This window comes from Rhodanobacter sp. B2A1Ga4 (assembly GCF_018101315.1).
In the GTDB taxonomy this organism is placed as follows: domain Bacteria; phylum Pseudomonadota; class Gammaproteobacteria; order Xanthomonadales; family Rhodanobacteraceae; genus Rhodanobacter; species Rhodanobacter thiooxydans_A.
This window is the reverse complement of the sequence record NZ_JADBJR010000001.1, coordinates 1,752,910-1,775,511: the sequence shown is the minus strand read 5'-3', so window position 1 is coordinate 1,775,511 and position 22,602 is coordinate 1,752,910. Positions and strand designations below refer to the sequence as shown.

Genomic DNA, 22,602 nt, shown 5'->3' with positions numbered 1-22,602 from the left:
ACGCCGTGGCCGCACGGAATGGCTGTCTCGACCATGCCGGTTTCAGGCAGTTTGTGACCACGGCCGCGCGCCGGACTTTCCCGCGTTGACCGGTGCGCTGAACGGTTCACGAACCCGGACGGCTGGATCACTCTCGCGGCAACGGCCCCTGCGCATCACCGGCCCTCGTTCTGCCCGGCGACGGGCTTTGTATGAACGCAAGCCGCCGATATATGTGATGGACATCACAGTAGCCGCCGCGGCCGTCGTCGTTCAGCTTGTCTGGAACAGGCATTGCATGCTGCGGGTATGTCCACAACAAACATCAACGTGCAATCGCGCATCCCCGGTCCGATGCCGCTCACGGTGGCGGAGGAGCGGGCATGGCTGCGTCGCTTGATCGTCGCGACGACGCCCGTCGAGGTCGCAGAGGTGATCGTTGAGCTGGCGTGCGCCTTCCCCGACTGCGAGAGAGCGAGCGTGTTGTGGGGTGGCGAGATCGACGCGCATCCCTGCGGAGCCAGCGTGACCCCTGATGAGGCTGCCTGGTCACAGGCGGCGCTTGTCGGCAATGGCTTTGCCCTCGATGCCGATGGCCGTCGTCTGGCATGGCGGCTGGTGCCGGACGACCGCGCGGTGTTGCTGCTTCATTTCGCTCGCGGACAGTTGGCGACCAGCCTGCCCATCGCGCTCGATCGGCATTTCGACATGGCCAGCCAGCGGTTGCAACAGACGTTGAAGCTGACCGGCGTGCAAGGTTCGCACAAGCAGCTGGAGCGTTCGGAAAAGCTGCAGCGGGCGCTGTTCGCGATTTCCGATCTGGCCGGTTCGGACCTGGACATGCCCGAACTCCTGCGCGGCATCCACGAAATCGTCAGCACGTTGATGTATGGCGAGAACTTCCTGATCGTCCGTTACGACGAGGAGCGCGGCACGATGCGCTTCCTCTACTACGCCGACGTCGAGGACAAGGAAGGGCTCGACACCACCCGCGACGTGCCGCTGGAAGGCCGGCGCCATACCCTGACCTGGCATCTGCTGACCGGCGGAAAGCCGTTGATGGGCAGTCAGGAGCAGCTTGACGAACAGGTGAACGGGCCGGTCATCAAGGCTGGCCCCGAAAGTGCCGACTGGCTCGGCGTGCCCATGCTGCGCAATGGCCAGGTGCATGGTGCACTGGTGGTGCAGAGCTATCGCGAGGGCACCATATACACGCTTGAAGACCGGGCGCTGCTGGAGTTCGTCGGCAGCCACATCCTTACCGCGCTCGAACGCAAGCAGAGCAAGAACGACCTGGAGCTGCGCGTACAGACCAGAACACTCGAGCTGGCCGAGGCCAATCATGGCCTGCAGCTGGAGGTGCTGGAGCGCCAGCGTGCCGAGCAACTGCAGGGTGCCCTGTTCCAGCTGGCGCAGCTGGCGACCGCGGACATCGACGAGAACGAGTTCTACGCACGAACCCATGCGGTGGTCGGTGCCCTGCTCAATGCGGAGAATTTCTTCATCGCGCTGATTTCCGACGATCACGAGATGCTCGAATTTCCCTACTACGTGGACGAGGGAGTGCGCCGCACGCTGGTTCGGCCGCTCGGGCACGGTCTGAGCGAATACGTTCTCCGGCGTGCCCGTCCGTTCCTGGGGCGACTGGCCGATGTCGAGATGCTGCTGCAGGAAGGCGAAGTCATGCGGCACAACATCGGTGCCCCCGCAGAATGCTGGCTGGGCGTGCCGCTGGTGGTCGCCGACGAGGTGATCGGACTCGTGGCCGTGCAGAACTACGCGGAGGAGAACGCCTACGACGCCGCGGATCAGGAATTGCTCAGCTTCGCCGCGCTGCAGATCGCCAACAGCATCTACCGCCGCCGTTCCACCGCTTCGCTGCACCAGGCCAATGCGCAGCTCGAACAGCGGGTGGAAGAGCGCACGCACGAGTTGCTGCAGCAGATTCGCCAGCGCGAGCAGATCCAGCTGCAGCTGAAGCATCAGGTGATGCACGATTCATTGACCGGGCTGCCGAACCGCGGCTACCTGCGTGATCGACTCGATCGGGTGCTGGCGCTGCTGCGACGCGAACCGGCACGGCGTTGTGCGCTGCTGTATCTGGACGTCGATCGCTTCAAGGTGATCAACGACAGCCTCGGCCATCTGGCCGGGGACGCGTTCCTCAAGGAAATCGCCGGGCGGCTGATGCATTGCGTGCGTGAGCCCGACGTGGTGGCGCGGCTCTCGGGCGACGAATTTGCGATCCTGCTGGAGGGCGTGGAAACCCCCGCCATGGCCGTGATGGTGGCGCAACGCATATTGAAATGCCTGAGCGAGCCGCTGCAGCTGGTAGGCAAGGAGCTGGAGCCCTCGGCCAGCATCGGCATCGCCGTTGCCGACAAGCACTGTCGCTACGACAGCGCCGATGACCTGCTGCGCGATGCCGACATCGCGCTGTATCGGGCAAAGCAGAGTGGCCGCAAGCGTTTCGAGATGTTCGACGAGGCGCTGGCAAAGAACATGGTCGACGTGCTGACGCTGGAGGCCGAACTGCGCCATGCGTTGCAGAACGACGAGTTCGAACCGTATTTCCAGCCGATCTGCAGACTCGGGGACGGTCGGGTGGTTGGCCATGAGGCACTGCTGCGCTGGAACCATCCGGCGCGCGGCCTGCTCGGGCCCGGGGATTTCATCAGGATCGCCGAGGACAGCGGGCTGATCGAAGCGATCGACTGGCGCATGTTCGAACTCAGCTGCCGCCAGCTCATGCTTCATGGCCGCGACGACACGTTCATGACGCTCAACGTCTCGGCGAGGCACCTGCGCTATGTCGATTTCGACACGCGCCTGCTCCAGTTGCTCCAGTCCACCGGCCTGCCGAATTCGCGCCTGATCATCGAAGTCACCGAAGGCGCGCTGCTGGACGATGCCGAACGCGTGCACGCCACGCTCGAACGATTGCGCGTGGCCGGCGTAGGCGCCGCGCTCGATGATTTCGGTACGGGTTATTCGTCGCTCAGCTACCTGCACTCGCTGCCGTTGCGCATGTTGAAGATCGATCAGGTCTTTGTGCAGAAACTGGACGAAGTCGGCCACACGAGCAACACCAGCGGTGTCATGGTGGAGGCGATCCTGGCGCTGGCGCGCGCGCTGAACATCCAGGTGGTCGCCGAAGGCATCGAGACCCAGGCCCAGCGCCGGATGCTGCTGGACATGGGCTGCGAGCTCGGCCAGGGCTATCTGCTGGGTCGGCCAGGCGCCCTTCCGGTGCCGCCGGATGCGTTTGGGACATGACATGACGGTGCGGGCGGATTTCCAGAATCTTGACGGCGGGCGTGGGCTGAATGTCTGCCGCTTTTGACCGATACCGGCTTGATCGGCCCGGTGGCGATGGAATGCCGTCCGGGTCTGGAGGTTGTCATGACTGATGAACAGACAGGTCCGCGCACGGGAGGCGATGCCGATCCGGTGCGCCATCCGGACGCACGCTGGCCGGCACGCACGCGCCGCCTGCTTGGCGAGCTGCGTACGCTCTGCGCCAACTGGCTGCATGAGCCGCTGGGGCGCAGCCTCGACCATTTCGACATGAACCTGCACCGGCAGTCCCAGCTCACGGCCAGCCATCTCGAACAGGAGCGGTATCTGGCTACCCGGCTGCGGTTGCGCGACGAGCGCAAGGTGTTCGATCAGCGCTTCATCGCCAGTGTCGATCGGGCATTCGACCGCCTCGGCATGCCCATCGCCAGGACCGCGGCGGCCGCCCCGCAAACGCTGAGCCTGCTCGACCCGCTTGAGCACGAACTGGCTGCCGCGCTCGATCAGCTGGTCGCACGCAGCGAGGCACGCGGCGGTCCGCAACTCATCGAGCTGGGTTATCGGTTTGCCGTGCTGATCGGGGCGTCGCCACTGGAGAGCGAAGCGCTGCCGATCGGGCCGCAGGCCATGGCCGGCGCCTTTCGCGAGGCCAGTCGCACGCTGGGTCTGCCCAGCGTGCATGAGTTGCTGCTGCTGCAGAGCCTGGAGGGCAGCCTGATCCAGGGGCTGGCGCCGCTGTACGAGCTGGTCAATGCCCACTTCTGCGCCGATGGCATCCTGCCGCAGCTGCGCCCGTTTGCGTTGCCGCGCACCGCGCCACGCCGCGATCCGGCCAGGCAGGAGGCGCCAGCCAGGCCGGCCGTGCCGGCGGTCGCCACGCAGGCCGTCGCGCCGCCGTCGCCGCGTGCAGCGCCCGTGCCGCCGCGCATGGGTGGTGCCTTCGGCGGGCGGGACAACAACGCGGTCACTGACGAGGAGCTGCAAGCCGCGCTCGCCGCCTTGCAGGCGCACCTGCGGGATGCGGACGAGGAGACTCGCATCGATCTGAACCGTCCTTCGCGCCTGCGCGAAGAGCTGCTCATCCAGCTCAGCGTCGGGCGCCCGGGCCACGCCACGCGCGCCAGCCTGTCCAGCGAGCAGGACGACACGGTGGAACTCATCGTGCGCCTGTTCGGCCAGATCGCCCGGCAGTTGCCGCCCGCCAGCGACGCGCAGACCCTGATCCGTGACCTGCAGCTGCCCATGTTGCGCATGGCGCTGATCGATCGCGGGTTCTCCGAGCAGCATGACCATCCCGCGCGCAAGGTGCTTGGCCGGATCGCCGAAATCGCCCGCGACTGGCTCGATGACGCCGGCGGCTTGTCCGATCGCGGCTTGCGCATGCAGCTGGGCCAGCTGATCGAACGTGCCGGTCATGAAGCGCCCAGCGTGGCGCTTTACGTCTCGCTGCTGGACGACATCGAGCAATACCTCGCCTACCTGCAGCACAAGACCCAACTGGCGGAGCGCCGCCAGGTGGATGCGATGCAGGGGCTCGAGCGCCTGGAGCAGGCGCGCCACCGGGTGGGCGAGTTGCTGTCCCCTCGCCTCGCCAGGGCATCGCGGGTGCGCGGTCAGCTCGATCAGGCGTGGTCGGATGTGCTGGCGCTGACCCTGCTGCGTCATGGCGAACAGAGCCAGGTCTTCGGAACGCGACTGGCGGTCACCGACCAGTTGCTCGGCGCCTTGCCGGTGGGCGATCGCCACAAATTGCAGCTCGAAGTGGAAGCCGGCCTGCGGCAGATCGGCATGCCGGACGAGGAGCTGGCGACGCTGGCCCGGCGGATGACGGAAGCGAGCCGGGAGGGGCCGTCCGACAAGCCCGCCGGCGCCGACCAGTTCGCCGCGCGACTCGGGAGCCGTGAGCGGCCGGACGATCACCCGCGAGACGCGGGCGTCGCGCCCGCCGTGCATGCGCCCGACCTGGCTGCGAGTGCGCCTGGCCCCGATGTGTTGCGCGTGCATCGACATCTTCGCGCACTGCCGCCCGGGGCATGGTTCGAGTTCGCCGATCCGGCCGGCGGACGCGCGACCCGGCGGCGGCTGGTCTGGTATTCGTCGTTGACCGGGCACAGCCTGTTTGTCACGCGTAGTGGCCAGCGGGCGGAGGAGCTGGGCGAGCTGCAACTGGCGCGCGAGATCGCCAGCGCCCGTGTGCGCGAGATCGCCTCGGAGCACGAGGACGTACTCGATCACGCCTGGCGCGCGGTTACCCGGGAGCTGGGCCGGCAATCCCATTCGCCCCGCCAGGGAGGTGACGCATGAACCAGGCTGGCCACCCTCCGCATCAACACGATCGCGACCAGCGTCGAACCCGGCGCAAACCGGTCGCCTTCGCGGCGACGGTGATGGACGTCATCACCGGCGAGCCGATGGGTCAGATCGGCAACCTGTCCGGTACCGGCATGCTGTTGATCTGCCCGGCGGCGCCGCAAAGCGAGGCGATCCACCAGGTGCGCCTGCCGCTGTCCGGCGACGGCGCCGTGCCGCAATACATCGAGGCAGGCATCCAGGAACAGTGGCACGAGTCGCCGGGTGCGGCGGACCTGGTCTGGGCGGGCTATCGCATCATCGCGATCAGCGAAGAGGACGACGCGCGGCTCGACGCGTGGCTGGCGCTGCCCGGCTGAGATTCGTGCCAGGCGGGAACTGCCTTGCGCCAGCGCGTCTCACGTCGCGCTGGTCACGGCCTTGAACGTCACCACCAGCACGTCGCGATGCGCGGGTCGGGCCGGATCGAGCGGCGTCACCGCGGTGACGCCGTGCAGCACGCGGGCGTCGTCGACCAGCGCCGCATCCAGCGCATGCGTGAGCGTGAAACTGCCCAGCACGGCGCCGTCACGGGCGTGGATGGTGGTGGTGCCGCTTTCGATGTTCTCGCGGTCGATCAACAGCACCAGCACATAGTCGACGCCATCGCGGTGCACGCCTTCGGGTGTAGGTTCACCGGCCTCGTCCGCGCGCGCCTCGATGCGGAACTGGTGCACCTCGACGTGCCAGCGGCTGACAGCCGGGGCCAGCGCGCCGAAGCAGTCACGGCAGAAGCCGAGGATGCGGCGCAGGCTGGCGCCGTCGGCGATCGCCGGCAGCACCGGCTCGAACCAGCGCTGGATGTCGCCTTGCAGCGGGTTGTACTTGAGGCTCTGGTAGTGCGGCTGGTGCGCCTCGCGGCGGATGCCACCATCGGCATCGGCGGCGAACGTGGCATGCCGGCGCCGCCGGTGGCGGCCGCTGGCCGCGAGGTAGGTGTCCGGCGCCAGGTCGTTCCAGCTGGCGACGAAGGCGGGCCAGTCGTCCAGCGTGGAGGCTTCCAGCAGCGTGCGCATGATGTCGGCGGTGACGAAGGCAAAGCCGTCGCGCTGCAGCCGGTCGTGCAGCGCGGACGTGTCGGGGAGGGGAGTCATGGGTTTACGTTAGCAGGGCCGGCATGAAGCGGCGATGGCTGCGCGGGATGCTCAGCCCGGAAACGCCCGTGCCAGCCAGTCCGGTACGGGGATGCCTTTTTCGCGCAGGAACGCCGGGTTGAACAGCTTGGCCTGGTAGCGCGTGCCGGCGTCGGCGAGCACGGTGACGATGGTGTGGCCCGGGCCGAGCTCGCGGGCGAGGCGGATCGCGCCGGCCAGGTTGACGCCGCTGGAGCCGCCGGTGCACCAGCCTTCCTCTGCCAGCAGGCGGTGCAGCAGCGGCACCGACTCATCGTCGGGGATCGACCAGGCCAGATCGATCGGCGCGCCGTCGAAGTTCGCGGTGACCCGGCTGGAGCCGATGCCCTCGCTGATCGAGTTGCCGCTGGCGACGAGCTCGCCGGTGTTGACGTAGCTGGCCAGCGCCGAGCCGGCCGGGTCGGCCAGCGCGATGCGCACGCCGGGGTGGCGTGCCTTCAGCGCACGGCCGACGCCTGCCAGGGTGCCGCCGGTGCCGGCGGCGCAGACGAAGCCGTCGACACGGCCGCCGGCATCGCCCCATATCTCCGGCCCGGTGCTGGCCTCGTGCCAGTCGCGGTTGGCGGTGTTGTCGAACTGGTTGGCGAACCACGCGCTGCCCGGCTCGGCCGCGTTCGCGGCCGCGGCATGGGCGCGCGCCTGGTGCGCGTAGTGATGCGGGTCCTTGTACGGCACCGCGGGCACCAGCCGCACCTCGGCGCCAGCGATGCGCAGCGCGTCGATCTTCTCGCGGCTCTGCGTGTCCGGCATGAAGATCGTGGTGCGGTAGCCGCGGCTGGCGCCAAGCAGGGCCAGGCCGATCCCGGTGTTGCCGGCGGTGCCCTCGACGATGCGGCCGCCGGGGCGGATCTGCCCGCGCCGCTCGGCGTCCAGCAGCAGGCCCAGCGCGGTGCGGTCCTTGATCGAGCCGCCGGGGTTGAGGAACTCGGCCTTGCCCAGGATCTCGCAGCCGGTCAGGGCGGAAGCGTGGCGCAGGCGCAGCAGCGGCGTGTGGCCGATGGCGGCGGAGAGGTCGGGCTGGATGCTCATGGATGAAGGTTTGGCAAGGGAGTGTCGATTCTGCGCCTTTCCTGCCGCATCCCAAAGGGATTTTACTGGGCATCATGGGCGACGCGACGGATGACACGATCGAATGAACATATATACGCCTAGACGTTTAGACGTCTATTGACACGGATACGTGAAGCCATCACTATCCGTTCCACTCATCGAGACCGGCTGAGGGACAGGCCCTTTGAAGCCGGGGCAACCTGCGGAGCGTTTCCGCCACGGTGCCAACTCCTGCGGAGGTGCCTTGGCACCCACCGGAAGATGGGCGCCATCCGGCTCGCGGCAGTCTGCCGCCGAAACCGGGGCTGGCGACCTTTCCGGTACTTCGCAGGGCGATGCCGACCGGAGAGAGTTCCATGACGTTCCAGAGCGAAGCCCGCCGTACCGAAGCCAGCCAGGCCGCCTGCGCCGTTCTTGCCGAACCGCGCGCACGGCTGGCCGCCCAGCGCAGCACGCGCCGGCTGCGGTTCAGCCCGAAGTACGGCAGCGGTCCGCGCGAGGTGGAGGTGGACTACCTGTGGTGCGGTGCGCCGGGTGCGCCCACCGTGATCGTGCAGGGCGGTATCTCGGCCGACCGTGACGTCACCGCGCTGGACGGCGATGCGGCGCCGGGCTGGTGGCAGGCGCTGGTCGGCCGCGGCGCGGCGATCGACCTGGAGCGCTGGCGCGTCCTCTCCATCGACTGGCTCAGCCCGGACCGGCTCGGCGCCGGTTCGGTCTCCAGCGAGGATCAGGCCGACGCGCTGGCCGCGCTGCTCGGCGAGCTGGGCATCGCGCAGGCGCATGCCTTCATCGGTTCCTCCTATGGCGCGATGGTGGCACTGGCGTTTGCCGCGCGGCACCCGCGCAGCGTGGACCGCCTGCTGCTGCTGGCTGGCGCACACCGGCCGCATCCGCTCAGCACCGCGCAGCGCAGCGTGCAGCGCGGCATCGTGCGGCTGGGCCAGGCCAGCGGCCAGGCCGACGAGGCGCTGGCGCTGGCGCGCCAGCTGGCGATCACCACCTACCGCGGCAGCGCCGAGTTCGGCCGACGTTTCGCCGGTGGGCCGGAGTGGCGCGAGGAGCGCTTCCACTTCCCGGTCGAGGATTACCTGGCGCACCAGGGTCGCCGCTTCGTCGAGCGCTTCGATGCGGACCGCTTCCTCGCGCTGTCCGAGTCGATCGACCTGCACGACGTGCAGCCCGAGCAGATTCCCGTGCCGGCCACGCTGATCGGCTTCCCCTCCGACCGGCTGGTGCCGCTGGCCGACCTGTGCGAACTGCAGCGCCGCCTGCATGGGCCGGCCACGCTGGAAGTGGTCGAGTCGCCGTACGGCCACGATGCCTTCCTGAAAGAACCCGAACAGCTCGCGCCGCTGCTGCGCGAAGCGCTGGCCTGATCCCCCATCCCCGTACAACCAGAACCGGAGATTGCCCCGATGACCGAGCCCGCCCCCTGTACCCGCGCCGTGCGCGCCGGCATCGAAAGCGACACCCAGCACGGCGCCGTGGTGCCCGCGCTGCACCTGTCGACCAACTACAGCTTCGCCGGCTTCGGCCGCAAGCGCGCGTACGACTACTCGCGCAGTGGCAATCCCACCCGCGACCTGCTCGGCGAGGCGTTGGCGGACCTGGAGCAGGGCGCCGGCGCGGTGGTGACCTCCAGCGGCATGTCGGCGGTGGCGTTGGCACTGGAACTGGTACCGGCCGGCGCACGGGTGCTGGCGGCGCATGACTGCTACGGCGGCACCTGGCGGCTGCTCGATGCATGGGCGAAGAAGGGCCGCTTCCAGGTTGAGTTCGCCGACCTCACCGACCCGGCAGCGCTGGTCGCGGGGTTGGCGAAGAAGCCCGCGCTGGTGTGGGTGGAGACACCGTCGAACCCGCTGCTGCGCATCACCGACATCCGTCACGTGGCGCAGGCCGCGCACGCGGTGGGCGCCCTGCTGGTGGTCGACAACACCTTCCTGTCGCCGGCGCTGCAGCAGCCGCTGCTGCTCGGCGCCGACGTGGTGGTGCACTCCACCACCAAGTACATCAACGGCCACAGCGACGTGGTCGGCGGCGCGGCGGTGGCGCGTGACGCGGCGCTGGCCGAGCAGCTGAAGTGGTGGGCCAACTGCAACGGCCTCACTGGCGCGCCGTTCGACAGCTACCTGACCCTGCGTGGCCTGCGCACGCTCGGCGTGCGGCTGCGCCAGCACCAGGAAAGCGCTGCGCGCATCGCCGAGCGGCTGGACGCGCACGCCGCCGTGCGCAAGGTCTGGTACCCCGGCCTGACCAGCCACCCCGGCCATGCGCTGGCGGCGCGCCAGCAGCAGGGTTTCGGCGCGATGCTGAGCTTCGAGCTGGACGGCGACGTGGCTCAGATCGAGGCCTTCGTCGACGGCTTGCAGTATTTCTCGCTGGCCGAGTCGCTGGGCGGCGTGGAAAGCCTGATCGCGCACCCGGCCAGCATGACCCATGCATCGATGGCGCCGGAGGCGCGCCGCACCGCCGGCATCGCCGACAGCCTGCTGCGGCTGTCGGTGGGTATCGAGGACGGCGACGACCTGCTGCGCGATCTCGACGCGGCGCTGCTCCGTGCCGCGGCGGCAGGGACGTCCAAACGCCGGGTGCTTGCATGAGCGCGGTGCTGGCCGAGCGCGCGGCAGGCGTCGCGAACGAGGCATCCTCCACCATCGCGGTCGTGCTGCTCGGCACCGGCGTGGTCGGCGGCGCCTTGCTGAAGCTGCTCAACACCACCGCCGCGGGTTCGCTACGGCTGGTCGGTGCGGCGAATTCGCGACGGCAGCAGACCGATCCGGTCAGCCTGGCCCGGCGCAACCTGCGCGAGCAGCTGAACCAGCACGGCACCCCGCGCGACAATGCCGGCCTGCTCGCCGCGCTGGATGCCAGCGACGCGGCGGTGAAGGTGATCATCGACGCCACCGCCAGCACGGCGCTGGCCGCGCGCCACGCCGAGTGGCTGGCGCACGGCTACCACGTGGTCACCGCGAACAAGGCGCTGGCCGGCGGCGAACTGTCCGGCTGGCGCGCGCTGCAGGCAGCGCTGGCGAAAGGCGGGCGCTACGGCGACTCGGCCACGGTGGGCGCCGGTCTGCCGGTGCTGTCCACGCTGCGCCGGCTGCGCACTTGCGGCGACGGCCTGCTCACCCTGGAAGGCGTGTTCTCCGGTTCGCTGTCGTGGCTGTTCAACCAGTACGACGGCAGCCGTCCGTTCTCCGAGCTGCTGCGCGAGGCGCGCCAGCTCGGCTACACCGAACCCGATCCGCGCTCGGACCTGTCCGGCGAGGACGTGGCGCGCAAGCTGCTGATCATCGCCCGCAACGCCGGCTTCGCGCTGGGCACCGACGAGGTGCAGGTGGAAGGCCTGGTGCCGGAGTCGCTGCGCGAACTGGATACCGAGGCGTTCCTGGCGCGGCTGGACGAACTCGACGTACCGCTGGCGGCGCGCCATGCCGAGGCGAAATCGCGCGACTGCGTGCTGCGCTTCCTGGCCCGGCTCAACCAGCGCGGGCATGCCCGCGTCGGCCTGGCCGAGGTGCCGCTCACCCACCCCGCCGCGCGGCTGTACGGCACCGACAACCAGTTCGCGCTCACCACCACCCGCTACCACGCCCAGCCGCTGGTGATCCAGGGGCCGGGTGCGGGGCCGGAGGTGACCGCGCAGGCGTTGCTGGGGGATGTGCTGGCGCTGGGCTGAACCTGCCCGGGCCGACGGCTCATTCGCTGTCGCTGAACCCGATCGACGCATGCGAGCCGTCGCAGAATGGCTTGTTCCGCGACGCGCCGCAGCGGCACAAGGTCATCCGGTTGCGTATTTCGTAGGTGAAGCCGTCAGCGCCGATCAGTTGCACGCCGCCACGCAACCAGATCGGGCCGGAGCAGTGCTGGGCAGGATCCTCGATCTGGGCGATGGATGGCTCGAACGCGGGTTCGATTGGCTTGCCGGTTTCATTGTCCCAGGCCACCAGTCGCCCGGACGGACAGGCGCAGGTCTGGCTGACGAAGTGCTTGCCGGCCGCGGGCTCATCGGATTCGCCGACGAGGTTCCATACCTTGCCATGCGGGTCGCAGAAGCGCGCGAACGCGCACAGACCCTCGACGTCGGTGAGCGACATGGTCGGGCCGCGGATGACTTCGGCCTGATCGAGATAGGGCTCGCGGCTCGCTGTTTCGCTGCCGTCGAATCCGATCCTGGCGTGCGTACCATCGCAGAATGGTTTGCTCGCGCTGTGGCCGCAGCGGCACAACGCATATTGCTCCTGCGCGGGGTACTGCCGGCCCTTGTCCCAGCTGGTCGACTCGCCCTCTTCGTTGGTGCCGATGGTCTCCTTGTGCAGAGGCAGTGCCCCGGAGACGAGATAGGGACCGTTCTTCGAAATCTTGACTCGCGTACCCACCGGCTTCTGCGGATTCATTTGACGCCCCTCGGTTGAACAACGTGAAGGCCACGATCCAGGAATCCACTGTACAACTTGCACCGTGGGGGCAGTCATCCGAAATGAAAAAGCGCTCGGTACGTGGCGCCGGCCCGAGGCGACTCAGGTGGTGGGCACGGCGATCGCCTCGACCTGGATGCGCAGCGTTACCGCCATGTTGAAGCCGTAGGCCTTGCCGGCGTCCATGCCGAAGGCGTCGCGCTGGAAGGTGGCCAGCGCGTCGGCGCCGCACAGTTCGCGCTTCAGCAGCGGGTGCGGCATGCACTTGAAGCTGTCGATCTTCAGCGTCAGCGGGCGGGTCGTGCCGTGCAGGGTGAGCGTGCCGTCCACGCGGGTCGGCTTGCCGTCGACGAAGCCGGCGAGGCGGCCCGCATAGATGGCCTGCGGATACTTCGCCGTGTCGAACAGCTCCTCGCCCTGCGCCTTCTGGTTGAGCTGGTCCTGGCCGAAGTCGGCGCTCTTCATGTCCACCACGACGTTTACCGTGCCGCTGCCGGTCGCCTTGTCCAGTGTTACCGTGCCGCTGCTGTGGTTGAACTTGCCGCGCCATACCGACAGGCCGCCGAGGTGGTCGGCCTCGAAGCTGGGGTAGGTGTGGTCGGGGTCCAGCTGGTACTTCACCTCGGTGGCGTTGGTGGTGGCCAGCGACAGCAGGGCGAGCAGGCCGAGGGCGTGAAGGGCGGTGCGGATCATGGACGGTTTCCTTGCGTGGCAGGAGAGGTGTCTGCGGGAACGACGAATCGGGCGCCGCGATTTCGACAATGCCATGCGCGGGTATTCGCCACCATCCCGTATTGCGTCGCCGCGCGGTTGCCGCCAATGTCCGGATATCCCCATGCTGGAGAGATGACTCGATGAATTCCCGTTCGCCGGCGCCGCCGGCATGCCCGCACGGCGGCTGCGCGATCGGCACTGGCGGGTCCTGCGCATGAGCACTCCCGCCAACCGCTGGTTCGCCCCCGGCGACCTCAACGGCTTTCTCGGCCTGCTGGTGGACAACCTGTCCATCATGGGCTTCCTCGCCGCGGCGCTGATCGGCCTGTTCGGTTTCCCGGCCGACATCGTGTTCCTGCGCATGTTTCCCGGCACCGCGCTCGGCGTGCTGCTGGGCAACCTCGCCTATACCGCGATGGCGCGCCGGCTGGCGCGGCGCAGCGGCCGCGACGACGTCACCGCGATGCCGCTGGGGCTGGATGCGCCAACCAGCATCGGCATGGCGCTGCTGGTGCTCGGCCCGGCCTTCCTCGGCTTCAGGCAGGGCGGCATGGACGAACATGCCGCAGCGATCGCCACCTGGCAGCTGGGCATGGCCTCGCTGGTGGTGATGGGCGTGCTGAAGTTCGTGCTTTCGTTCTTTGGCGCGATGGTGCAGCGGCACGTGCCGCGCGCCGGCCTGCTCGGTTCGATCGCCGGCATCGCGTTGGTGCTGATGGGCTTCCTGCCGCTGGTGGAAATCTTGAAGCTGCCGGTGGTGGGGTTCGCCGGGCTCGGCGTGGTGCTGTACGCGCTGGTCGCGCACGCGCGGATGCCGTTCGGTCTGCCCGGTGTGCTGGTGGCGTTCGTGGTCGGTGCGCTGCTGTACTACGGGCTTGGTCCGTCGGGCTGGCTGGGCGCGGGCTACCACCCGCCGGCGGCGTGGCAGTGGCGTTTCGCGCTGCCGTGGCCGACGCTGCAGTGGGTGGACGGGCTGGCGTACGTCGTGCCGTACCTGCCGCTGATCCTGCCGTTCGGCCTGTTGATGGTGGTCGGCGGCATCAACGTCACCGAGAGCGCACGCGCCGCCGGCGACGACTATGCCACCCGCGACATCCTGCTGGTGGAGGCACTGGCCACGCTGGCGGCCGGCTTCTGCGGCGGCGTGGCGCAGACCACGCCGTACATCGGCCAGCCGTCGTACAAGGCGATGGGCGCGCGCAGCGGCTACACCCTGCTCACCGGCATCGTGGTCGGGCTGGGTGGCGTGTTCGGCTATCTGTCGAACCTGGTCGAGCTGCTGCCGCTGCCGGTGCTGGCGCCGATCCTGGTGTTCGTGGCGATCGGCATCACCGTGCAGGCGTTCGAGGCGACGCCGGTGCGCTACGCGGCCGCGGTGGTGTTCAGTTTCTTTCCGGCGATCGCGCGGATGCTGACGATCAAGCTCAGCGACCCGGCCTACGTCTCGCCCGAGCATTTCGCACGGCTGTTCAGCGACGGCGCGCACGGCATCTCCGAGCTGGCGGTGATCACCGTGCTGGGCAACGGCTTCATCATCACCGCGATGGTCTGGGCCAGCTTCGTGGTGGCCCTGATCGACCACCGCCCGCGGCGCGCTGCGCTGATCCTGCTGCTGGGCGGGGCGCTCAGCCTGTTCTGGGTGATCCATTCGGTCGAGCTGTCCGGCGGCATCTACCTGCCGTGGCTGCTCGATGCCGCATCGCGTGGCCTGGTGTGGCAGTTCGCCGGTGCCTATCTGGTGCTGGCGATCGTGCTGGTGCTGCTGTCGCTGGGCGATGCGCGGCGCACGGCTGCCGTTCGCTGAAAACAAAAACGCGCGGCTCGTCGCCGCGCGTTCCGTGGCATCGGCACAGGCTGCTCAATGCCCGGTGATGCGCTCGGCGGCCCATTCGTCCGGCGGTACCAGCGGCGCGTCCGGATGGGCGTGCGCCTCCAGCTCGGCCGCCTCCACCGACGGCGTGCGCCAGCCCGAGCGCACACCCCACAGGTAGAACACCAGGCCGATCGCCGCTACCACGACCAGATCCCAGCCGTAGGGCAGGTAGCCCTTGCCGCCGAAGGTGGTGCTGCCGGCCCAGGAGACGAAGGCGATCGTCGGCAGGTAGGCGACCAGCCACCAGGCGCCCTTCATCTGGCGACCGAAGTCGTGCCAGCCGCTCTTCGCCTGATAGTAGAAGTAGATCGGCAAGGCCACGACCATCAGCAGGATGATCTCGCCGGTCAGTGGCCAGCGGGCCCAATACAGCAATTCGGTGGACATGACGAAGGCGATGCCAGCCAGCAGCGGCAGGCCAGCCAGGCGCAGCGGGCGGTGCAGCCCCGGCGCGGTGCGGCGCAGGGTCATCACGCTGACCGGGCCGGTCAGGTAGGAGATGATCGTGGCCACCGAGATCACCGCCGCCAGCGTGCCCCAGCCGCGGAAGAAGAACAGGAACAGGAACGATACCACCAGGTTCACCCACATCGCCGGGCGCGGCACGCCCCACTTCGGGTGGATGCGGCCGAGGATCTTCGGCAGCGTGCCGTTGCGCTCCATGCCGTACAGCATGCGCGCGGTGGTGGCGGTATAAGTCATGCCGGTGCCGCTGGGGCTGATCACCGCGTCGATGAACAGCAGCGTGGCCAGCCACTGCAGGCCGAGGATGATCGCCAGGTCGGCGAACGGCGAGCTGAAGTTGATGCCGTGCCAGCCCACATTGGCCAGCATCTCCCGCGGCACCGCGCCGATGAACGACACCTGCAGCAGCACGTAGATCACCGTGGCCAGCGCGATCGAGCAGACGATCGCGAACGGGATGCTGCGGCCGGGGTTGCGTGCTTCGCCGGCCAGATTCACCGGGCTCTGGAAACCGTTGAAGCTGAACACGATGCCGGCGATCGCCACCGCGGTGAGCACCGAGGCGAAGTCGGTCTTGTGCAGTTCGCCGTGGATGCCGACGCTGAAATTCTCCGGGTGGAAGCCGCTCATCATCAGCAGCACCGCGGTGAGCGCGGGGATCACCAGCTTGAACAGGGTGATCGCGGTGTTCGAGCGCGCGAACAGCTTCACGCTCCAGAAATTGAACAAGAAGTACACGATGACCAGCGCGGCGGCGATCATCAGCCCCGCGGTGCTCAGCTCGCCGTGGCCGCCGGGCGCCTGGTGGTACAGGTCCTTCGCCCACTGCCACTTCCACGACGACATGTACTGTGCCGACGCTTCCGCCTCGACCGAGATCACCGAGACGATCGCGATCCAGTTCGCCCACGCCGCGATGAAACCCACCAGCGAACCGTGCGAGTAGTGGCCGTAGCGCACCATGCCGCCGGATTCGGGGAACATCGAGCCGAGTTCGGCGTAGGTCAGCGCGATCGCCATGATCACCGCCGCGCCGATCACCCACGCCCAGATTGCCCCGGGCCCGGCGATCTGCGCCGCGCGCCACGCGCCGAACAGCCAGCCGGAGCCGATGATCGAGCCCAGGCCGGTGAGCATCAGGGCGAACGGGCCGACATCGCGGCGGATCGCGCGTTCTTGGGTCATGTGAGGGTTCCCGTGTCGACGCGCAGCGCGCCGGAAAGGGGCCGATGGTTGCAGAATTGACCGCCCCCTGTCACCCCGCCAAAGTCACGACCCGGCACGACCCCACTGGCAGGAGCCCGCTCGCGGGCGATGTTGCTGGCCGGAATGAGCAGACGTTCGTCTGTTGAAAGCCGGGATTCGGGATTCGGAAAGCATCGCCCGCGGGCGGGCTCCTGCGTGACGGGGCGCGCTGTGTACAAGGGGGTGAACTCAGTCGTCCAGTGCCAGGCCGCCCTGCGACTGCGCCGTCGGTGCCGCGCGAGCCCGCGAGAACGCCAGCAATTCGCCCAGTCGGGCGCCTTTCTCCCGCCAGTCGTGGAACAGCGACTCGCCGACCAGCGCGTAGTGCCACACGCGCCCGCCGCGCTGCTCCGGCTCCAGCGCGTTGATCCGCTCGCACCAAGTGGTCGCCGCCTTCAGCTTGCGCTGCACGTTCGGATGGCTGACCTGCTCCTGCCCCTTGGTCTCGACCAGATAGATCGCGTCGGCGGTACGCACCAGGAAATCCGGGATGTACAGCGCCGCCATGCCGTCTTCCTTGACGTAACGCAGGCGCACGAAGTCGTGCCGGTTCTCGCTGATCTTGCAGAACGCCTCCACGCCGGCATCGGCCTGCGCCCACTCGATGAACGCCCGTTCCAGACCGCCGCTGCGGGTGGGGTAGGGCAGGCGCTCGTAGATGCACTTGGACACTTCCAGCGAGGCGCTTTCGCGCACCATCAGCTTCGTCACTTCCGACAGTCGGCGGTGGCGAACTTCAGTGCTGCCGATGGTGGTGTGCTCCTCGGCGCGTACCAGCGCCAGCCCGAAGATGCGCACGATGTGTTCGATCACCGGCTGCAGCAGCAACAGTCGCCAGCCTTCGTCCTCGAACGGCTCGAACGCTTCGCCGAACAGCCGCTCGCGGATGTAGTCGTCCAGCGCTGTGGCGAGCGCGGCAGTATTCATCTGCAGGTAGGGGCGATCCAGGTGCGGTGAAATCCTGTTGCCCTTCGGCAGTGGATGGTTCAATGCCTGGCTGACGCGACGGGTCAGCCGCGACAACAGTTCGTTGTAGCCGCTGACGTTCATCGCTGCACCGTCGACGCGGTAGTCGCCGAACAAGGTGCTGCTCTGCAGGTCCTGCGAGGTGAAAGTGTCGCCTTTGCCAAGAAGCTCGGCCAGCTTCGCGCGGGTCATCGCACTGAAGCTCGGCAAGCTGGCGACCTCGATCGGCAGGTGTTCGACGCTCTCATCTATCTCGCGCAGGATGAACGGGATGGCGAAGTCGTACTGCTCGTAGCCTTCGCGCAGCTCGGAAGGAATCAGGTCGCCGGTGCTGCTGCCCTCGTCGTCACTGGTCTCGCCGACCAGGCCTTCGCGCATCAGCTCGTCGTAGAAACTCTGGAACGCCGGGTGCTCGACGATCGACAGGATGTCGATCAGCGAACCCGGTTCCTCGCCGTGGTTGATCCGCTCGCGGTTCTCGCGCTTGATGTCGGCATATTCCGGATCGCGCCACATCAGCCGCAGGCCGCGGCCGATGGTCTGCTCCAGCAGGATCTGCGCCTGGCTGGAACGCAGCGGCACGATCACGCAGATGTTGTTGACGTCGAAACCCTCGCGCAGCATCAGCACGCTGACAATCACCCGCGGCTGCGCGTGCCTGTCCACGTTGAACAGACGCTGGCGCAGCGGTGCCCAGTCCTTCTCGCCCAGTTCGGCCTTCCTGCCCGAGTCGACGGTGAGCACGTCGTCGTCATGCAGGCCTTCGTCGAGCAGGAACTGCGCCACCAGCGGCGATACTTTGGTGTCTTCGCACACCACCAGCATCTTCGGGTGACGCGTGGCGTCGAGTCGGGCGAAATCCGCCTCCAGCTTGCGCAGCTTCTGCAGCCCGGCGCGCAGCATCACGCGCTGGCCTTCGGAAAGCGCCACGTTGCCATCGGCATCGCGCTCGGCGGTGAACTCCAGCGGCAGAGCGCCGAGTTCCTTGCGCTTGTCCAGCACCAGCGACTTCACCAGGCCCAGCCGCATCGCGTCCTTCAGGTCGAAGTCCACCACGATGTGCGGGAAGTACTTCTTGCTCTTCTTCTTGCCGCTGCCGACGTCGTTGTACGGCGTGGCCGAGAAATCCATCTGCACGAAGCGGCGGCCCTTGCCCGCGGCGATGATCGACAGGCTCTTCTGCCACTCGACCTCGGTGGTTTCGCCCTCCTTCTTCAACTCGTGGATGTGGTGCGCCTCGTCGTTGAACACCATCAGCTCGGGCAGGTCGGCGAGGTAACTCAGCACATTGCCGCGCGCCCAGCGCCGGTCCAGCACGTCGAGACTGTTGCCGGCAGCGCGGCCGGGCACCAGTGGCAATACGTCGTAGGCGACGCGGGAAGCGTCGGCGACCATGCCGGGCGCGTCGACCCGCTCGGCCTCGTCCTGTTCGATCTCCTCTTCGGCCTCGCTGAGCAGGTGCCAGTTGGTGATCGCGATCATGCCGTTGCCGGTAGCCTTCAATCCGATCTCGGTCTTGGTGCAGACGTTGCCACGCACGAACTGCGCGATGCGCTCGCGCCGTGCCGGCGGCGCGAACAGCTCGGCGTAGCTGGCGATGTCGGAGCTGGCGAAGTCGCGGCTCTTGTCCTCGTTCTCCTTGCCGAGGAACGCATCCAGCAGCCGCTCGTACACGATCAGCCCCGGCGCCACGATCAGGAAGCGGCGGGTGAAACGCGGGTCGTCGCGCCCCTCGTCCAGCGCTGCGGTCTTGTTCAAGAGCTGCCACACCAGCAGCGCCTGCAGCACCCAGGTCTTGCCGGTGCCGGTGGCCATCTTCAGGCAATACTTCGGGTGGCCGTGCTTGTCCTGCGCCACGTCGGCCAGCCGCGTGCCTTCCAGCAGTGCTTCGGCGCAGACCTGCTCGTACAGGTTCTTCAGGTTCGGACTGTCCAGCACCTCGTGCGCCACGATCACGTTGAGGATCGCCTGCTTCTGGCCGGGGTGGAAATTGAACGTGCGCGACTGGCAGGCATCCTCGCCGAACCACCAGCGCAACAGCTCGGCGGTCACCGGCGTCACCAGCTCGTAGATGTCGGCGATGCCCTGTTCCAGGCCGATGCAGAGTTGTTCGGTGCGGCGGGTGAGCGCGGAAGCCAGCGCCAGCGGGTTGTCGGCGACGCTCATGCCTTCGGCTCCGCCACCACCTGCACCACTTCGGCCTCGAAGCCGAACACGTCGACCACACGCACGCAGATCCGGCACTCGCCGGCCTTGCGCGGCACGCTGAACTCGGCGTTGGTCACCACGCGCAGCGGGTCGTCGTCGTTGGCGGTGTTGCCGCGGTAGTCCTGCCACACCGAGCGGAACACCGACCCGTCGTAGTCCGGGTCCACCGCCCAGTATTCGATCAGCGCCAGCGGCTCGGCGTTCGCTACCTTGAGCAGCTTCTTGCGGTTGTCGTCGTCGAGGTTGATCGCCTCGGGTGACAGCAGCACGTAATTGTCCAGCGTGACCTGCAGCGTTTCTTCTTCGCCGCTGCGCGTGCGCCGCACCGGCTTGATCGTGAGGTATTGCAGGCTGGAGAAGCGCACCTGGCCGCGCAGCTTCTCGATGCCGCCCTTCTTGCGCAGGCGGTCGAGCAGGTCGGGCGGGATCACCAGCACTTCCAGCCGCGCATCGTTCAGCGCGGTGATGCTCTGGCCGATCGACGGTTCGAAGTTCCAGCCCAGCACCACCACCCGGTCCCAGCCGCCGAGCAGGTGGTCGCGCTGGGCGATCGCCTTGCGCAGGGTGACGTCGCCGGTGAGCTTGTTCGGCGAGTCCACCAACACCAGGGTCTTCCTGCCGCCGTAGACCACCGCACCAAGATTGCGCAGCGGGTTGTCTTCCGGCTGCAGCGGCAGCGCGCCGTACAGCGACAGCACGATGCCGGACAGGTCGCCGACGCGGAAGCTGCGTCCCATCGCGCTCTTCGCCGCCTCGACCTGGTAGTCGCCGATCGCCTGATACAGAAATGGCTTGGCGCCCTGGTCGATCAGCCGCTTGCGCATGATCATGCAGGCCGGCTTGCCGAGGTCGGTGGTGATCCAGCGACGGCCAAGTTTTTCGGCGACGGCGGCGGTGGTGCCGGAGCCACCGTTGAAATCGGCGACGAGGCCGTTGTCTGGGCAAGACGCTTGGATGATCCGTTCGAGAAGTTTTTCGGGCTTTTGCGTTGCGTAATCGATGCGTTCAGCAGATGTGTTGCCGATCCGTCCGAGATCGTTCCAGATGGTTGTAAGCGGCTTGCCTTTGGTTTCGTCCAAGTAGACCTTCAGTCCATCAAGGCGAGGTGTTCCATCCTGTTTCAGCAGAATCCGACCTTCTTGGTAGAGCCGCTCCAGATCATCCCGGGAATATCCCCATGAACGGTGTGCGGGTGGTTGCGTGCCCCGCCATTCGAATTGACGATTTCTATTAGCGGTGGAAAACGTCAGGTCGCGCCCGGTGAATAGCCGTCCACTTTCGTCTTTCTTGTATCGGGACAACTGTGCTTCGCCGTACTCAGTAAATTGCTTGGCGAAGTGGAACGACTCCATCTTGCTGTAAAAGAAAATCACATCCTGCGCCCGGATGTAGGTCTTCGTGGGCATGTTATGGGCGTTGGTCCGCTCCCAGATGATTTCGTTTTGAAAGCGGTCCTTCCCGAATACTTCGTCCATCATCAACTTGACGTAGTGACTCACATGCCAATCAAGATGCACGTAGATCGACCCGCTATCGCTCAATAACTCCCGCATCAGAATCAACCGCGGTGTGATCATCGCCAGATACGACGCCGTACCGTCCGACCACGTATCGGAATACGCGAACTGCTCGATCACCGTGGGCCGCTGCTCCAGTTCGACACCCGGCAGCGAAACCTTGGTGCGGTAGTCGGCCTTGGAGTCGAACGGCGGATCGATGTAGATCAGGTCGACCTTGCCGCGCAGGCTGGGCGTGTGTTCGTCGCCGGCCAGCAGCGCGGCCATAGCCAGCAGGTTGTCGCCGTAGATCAGCCGGTTGGTCCAGTCGGCCGTGCCTTCCTCGCCCAGATGCGCCTGCCGGTTCGCCGCGGCAATCCAGTCGCTGTCGCGGGTGTCCTTCGAAGGCAGCACCCATTCGCGCGTCTGCAGGCTGACCCGGTGGCGCCCTTCCAGGCTCTCCAGGATCTTCTCGGCGTGCTTGCGGCCTTCCCTGACGATCTCCGGCAGCTGTTCCAGCAGTGAATTGGTCACGCGGCCGTTCCCCATGAATTAACTACATACGTTAATCATAGTGAACTCAATACGTGAACTGGAAGGCAGGACGGTCGGTAACTTGCCAAGGGATGAGCAATGAACGCGCCGAATTCTCGAAACGCCTGTCTGCCGCAATGATTGCGCAGGGCTACGAGCCGCGCCCGGGGGTGCTGGTCACGCAGTTCAACCTGCGTTTTCCGGGTACCTCGGTGGTGTTCCAGACGGCTTCGCGCTGGTTGAGCGGCAAGGGGATCCCCGAGCAGGACAAGTTGGTCGTGTTGGCGGACTGGCTGAAGGAAAGCCCGGATTTCCTGCGGTTCGGTGATCGCGCGGCGCGCGGGAAGCGTAGTGCGAGGCAGGTCAAGGAAGACGCTCCGACCTACGATGACCAGAAGGTCTTCGACATCTACCGGCAGCTGCCGGCGGCGCAGCAGAAGGTCGTATGCGACGTGATCCTTGCCTTGGCGTCGCCTTCAAGACGGCTGGTGTCAGCCAAGCCACGCAGCGGCACGAAAGCGAACAGTCATCGGTAGTTGCGCGCGGCGGGGCGGCGTTGCGACGTACGGCCACCCCCATACAGTGAACAGGCCGGCGGCCCTTCTCAGCGGGGGAGGTTGCGGCGGGACGCCTTGGGTTTCGGTGCCTGTGCGCTGTGCAATTCACAACCGACGGCATTGGCGCAGTGGCCCAGCGCAGGGAATTCGTCGGCAAGCGCGTTATAGGTCTCGGCAAACGCGGGATTCTTCGACCAGCGATTCTTCGTGGCCGGGATGTTCAGTGGAATTGGGTTGTAGCGTTCGTGAGGCATGCTTGTTTCGGTCCGTCGCGGTTGTGGAGCATCGCCCGCGGGCGGGCTCCTACGGGTG

The 22,602-nt window shown here is 67.2% G+C and carries 16 protein-coding genes and 1 riboswitch; of the genes, 8 read left to right on the top strand and 8 right to left on the bottom strand.

Translation table 11 applies throughout. The features are described 5' to 3' along the window. Positions 1–288 precede the first annotated feature (288 nt). The 3 genes from IMW82_RS08295 (at position 289) to IMW82_RS08285 (ending at position 5,945) form a co-directional block, all read left to right on the top strand. A complete protein-coding gene (locus IMW82_RS08295; RefSeq protein ID WP_244754187.1) occupies positions 289–3,255 on the top strand; it encodes an EAL domain-containing protein in 2,967 nt (988 codons plus the stop codon). A 126-nt stretch (positions 3,256–3,381) separates the two neighbouring features. Further along, positions 3,382–5,580, top strand: coding sequence for a DUF1631 family protein (locus IMW82_RS08290; protein WP_211004221.1), 2,199 nt, complete (start codon positions 3,382–3,384; stop codon positions 5,578–5,580). Further along, complete coding sequence (locus IMW82_RS08285) at positions 5,577–5,945, top strand: PilZ domain-containing protein (protein ID WP_211004220.1); 369 nt, start codon at positions 5,577–5,579, stop codon at positions 5,943–5,945. The genes IMW82_RS08290 and IMW82_RS08285 overlap by 4 nt, the downstream gene beginning before the upstream one ends. A 39-nt stretch (positions 5,946–5,984) precedes the next feature. Here the strand turns inward: IMW82_RS08285 and IMW82_RS08280 are convergent, their stop codons facing one another. Both IMW82_RS08280 and IMW82_RS08275 read right to left on the bottom strand, forming a co-directional pair. Further along, on the bottom strand, positions 5,985–6,719 hold the full coding sequence (locus tag IMW82_RS08280) for a 2OG-Fe dioxygenase family protein (protein WP_211004219.1): 735 nt from the start codon (positions 6,717–6,719) through the stop codon (positions 5,985–5,987). 51 nt (positions 6,720–6,770) lie between these two features. Then, positions 6,771–7,787 carry a cysteine synthase A gene (locus IMW82_RS08275; protein WP_211004218.1) on the bottom strand — a complete coding sequence of 339 codons (1,017 nt, stop codon included), beginning with the start codon at positions 7,785–7,787 and terminating at the stop codon, positions 6,771–6,773. A 173-nt stretch (positions 7,788–7,960) separates the two neighbouring features. Further along, positions 7,961–8,076: riboswitch (SAM riboswitch) on the top strand. Positions 8,077–8,164: 88 nt separating this feature from the next. Here IMW82_RS08275 and IMW82_RS08270 point away from each other — a divergent pair. From IMW82_RS08270 to IMW82_RS08260, 3 genes are read left to right on the top strand one after another with little or no spacing between them, the layout of a single operon-like run. Then, on the top strand, positions 8,165–9,187 hold the full coding sequence (locus IMW82_RS08270) for a homoserine O-succinyltransferase (protein WP_211004217.1): 1,023 nt from the start codon (positions 8,165–8,167) through the stop codon (positions 9,185–9,187). A 39-nt stretch (positions 9,188–9,226) separates the two neighbouring features. Then, entirely contained in the window at positions 9,227–10,414 is a 1,188-nt protein-coding gene (metB, locus tag IMW82_RS08265) for a cystathionine gamma-synthase (RefSeq protein ID WP_211004216.1), read from the top strand. Continuing rightward, positions 10,411–11,493 carry a homoserine dehydrogenase gene (locus tag IMW82_RS08260; RefSeq protein WP_211004215.1) on the top strand — a complete coding sequence of 361 codons (1,083 nt, stop codon included), beginning with the start codon at positions 10,411–10,413 and terminating at the stop codon, positions 11,491–11,493. Before metB ends, IMW82_RS08260 begins: the two co-directional genes overlap by 4 nt. A gap of 19 nt (positions 11,494–11,512) precedes the next feature. Here IMW82_RS08260 and IMW82_RS08255 read toward each other — a convergent pair whose 3' ends face one another. After that, a complete protein-coding gene (locus IMW82_RS08255; protein WP_211004214.1) occupies positions 11,513–12,211 on the bottom strand; it encodes a CDGSH iron-sulfur domain-containing protein in 699 nt (232 codons plus the stop codon). 123 nt (positions 12,212–12,334) lie between these two features. Then, positions 12,335–12,925 (bottom strand): YceI family protein, encoded by a 591-nt coding sequence (locus IMW82_RS08250; protein WP_211004213.1) that lies wholly within the window; start codon positions 12,923–12,925, stop codon positions 12,335–12,337. Positions 12,926–13,160: 235 nt separating this feature from the next. Here IMW82_RS08250 and IMW82_RS08245 point away from each other — a divergent pair, with 235 nt between their 5' ends. Beyond that, positions 13,161–14,750, top strand: a complete 1,590-nt coding sequence (locus IMW82_RS08245; protein ID WP_211004212.1) for a hypothetical protein — start codon at positions 13,161–13,163, stop codon at positions 14,748–14,750. A gap of 54 nt (positions 14,751–14,804) precedes the next feature. Here the strand turns inward: IMW82_RS08245 and IMW82_RS08240 are convergent, their stop codons facing one another. The 3 genes from IMW82_RS08240 to IMW82_RS08230 all read right to left on the bottom strand — a co-directional run bounded on the left by IMW82_RS08240 (position 14,805) and on the right by IMW82_RS08230 (position 21,733). Continuing rightward, a complete protein-coding gene (locus tag IMW82_RS08240) occupies positions 14,805–16,469 on the bottom strand; it encodes an APC family permease (RefSeq protein WP_211004211.1) in 1,665 nt (554 codons plus the stop codon). A 249-nt stretch (positions 16,470–16,718) separates the two neighbouring features. Beyond that, positions 16,719–19,661 (bottom strand): DEAD/DEAH box helicase family protein, encoded by a 2,943-nt coding sequence (locus tag IMW82_RS08235; protein ID WP_211004210.1) that lies wholly within the window; start codon positions 19,659–19,661, stop codon positions 16,719–16,721. Next, entirely contained in the window at positions 19,658–21,733 is a 2,076-nt protein-coding gene (locus tag IMW82_RS08230; RefSeq protein WP_345777122.1) for a site-specific DNA-methyltransferase, read from the bottom strand. The genes IMW82_RS08235 and IMW82_RS08230 overlap by 4 nt, the downstream gene beginning before the upstream one ends. A gap of 92 nt (positions 21,734–21,825) precedes the next feature. Between IMW82_RS08230 and IMW82_RS08225 the strand changes: the two genes are divergently transcribed. Continuing rightward, complete coding sequence (locus IMW82_RS08225) at positions 21,826–22,269, top strand: hypothetical protein (RefSeq protein WP_108470494.1); 444 nt, start codon at positions 21,826–21,828, stop codon at positions 22,267–22,269. Between the two features lie 68 nt (positions 22,270–22,337). On the opposite strand, the gene IMW82_RS08220 is transcribed toward IMW82_RS08225, so the two are convergent. Further along, positions 22,338–22,544, bottom strand: coding sequence for a hypothetical protein (locus IMW82_RS08220; RefSeq protein ID WP_159082151.1), 207 nt, complete (start codon positions 22,542–22,544; stop codon positions 22,338–22,340). Between the last annotated feature and the right edge of the window lie 58 nt (positions 22,545–22,602).

What these genes read in the sequence shown, in the direction of transcription:
- IMW82_RS08295 (WP_244754187.1), top strand. Translation starts at nt 289, where the DNA reads ATGTCCACAACAAACATCAACGTGCAATCGCGCATCCCCGGTCCGATG.
- IMW82_RS08290 (WP_211004221.1), top strand. Translation starts at nt 3,382, where the DNA reads ATGACTGATGAACAGACAGGTCCGCGCACGGGAGGCGATGCCGATCCG.
- IMW82_RS08285 (WP_211004220.1), top strand. Translation starts at nt 5,577, where the DNA reads ATGAACCAGGCTGGCCACCCTCCGCATCAACACGATCGCGACCAGCGT.
- IMW82_RS08280 (WP_211004219.1), bottom strand. Translation starts at nt 6,719, where the DNA reads ATGACTCCCCTCCCCGACACGTCCGCGCTGCACGACCGGCTGCAGCGC.
- IMW82_RS08275 (WP_211004218.1), bottom strand. Translation starts at nt 7,787, where the DNA reads ATGAGCATCCAGCCCGACCTCTCCGCCGCCATCGGCCACACGCCGCTG.
- IMW82_RS08270 (WP_211004217.1), top strand. Translation starts at nt 8,165, where the DNA reads ATGACGTTCCAGAGCGAAGCCCGCCGTACCGAAGCCAGCCAGGCCGCC.
- metB (WP_211004216.1), top strand. Translation starts at nt 9,227, where the DNA reads ATGACCGAGCCCGCCCCCTGTACCCGCGCCGTGCGCGCCGGCATCGAA.
- IMW82_RS08260 (WP_211004215.1), top strand. Translation starts at nt 10,411, where the DNA reads ATGAGCGCGGTGCTGGCCGAGCGCGCGGCAGGCGTCGCGAACGAGGCA.
- IMW82_RS08255 (WP_211004214.1), bottom strand. Translation starts at nt 12,211, where the DNA reads ATGAATCCGCAGAAGCCGGTGGGTACGCGAGTCAAGATTTCGAAGAAC.
- IMW82_RS08250 (WP_211004213.1), bottom strand. Translation starts at nt 12,925, where the DNA reads ATGATCCGCACCGCCCTTCACGCCCTCGGCCTGCTCGCCCTGCTGTCG.
- IMW82_RS08245 (WP_211004212.1), top strand. Translation starts at nt 13,161, where the DNA reads ATGAGCACTCCCGCCAACCGCTGGTTCGCCCCCGGCGACCTCAACGGC.
- IMW82_RS08240 (WP_211004211.1), bottom strand. Translation starts at nt 16,469, where the DNA reads ATGACCCAAGAACGCGCGATCCGCCGCGATGTCGGCCCGTTCGCCCTG.
- IMW82_RS08235 (WP_211004210.1), bottom strand. Translation starts at nt 19,661, where the DNA reads ATGAGCGTCGCCGACAACCCGCTGGCGCTGGCTTCCGCGCTCACCCGC.
- IMW82_RS08225 (WP_108470494.1), top strand. Translation starts at nt 21,826, where the DNA reads ATGAGCAATGAACGCGCCGAATTCTCGAAACGCCTGTCTGCCGCAATG.
- IMW82_RS08220 (WP_159082151.1), bottom strand. Translation starts at nt 22,544, where the DNA reads ATGCCTCACGAACGCTACAACCCAATTCCACTGAACATCCCGGCCACG.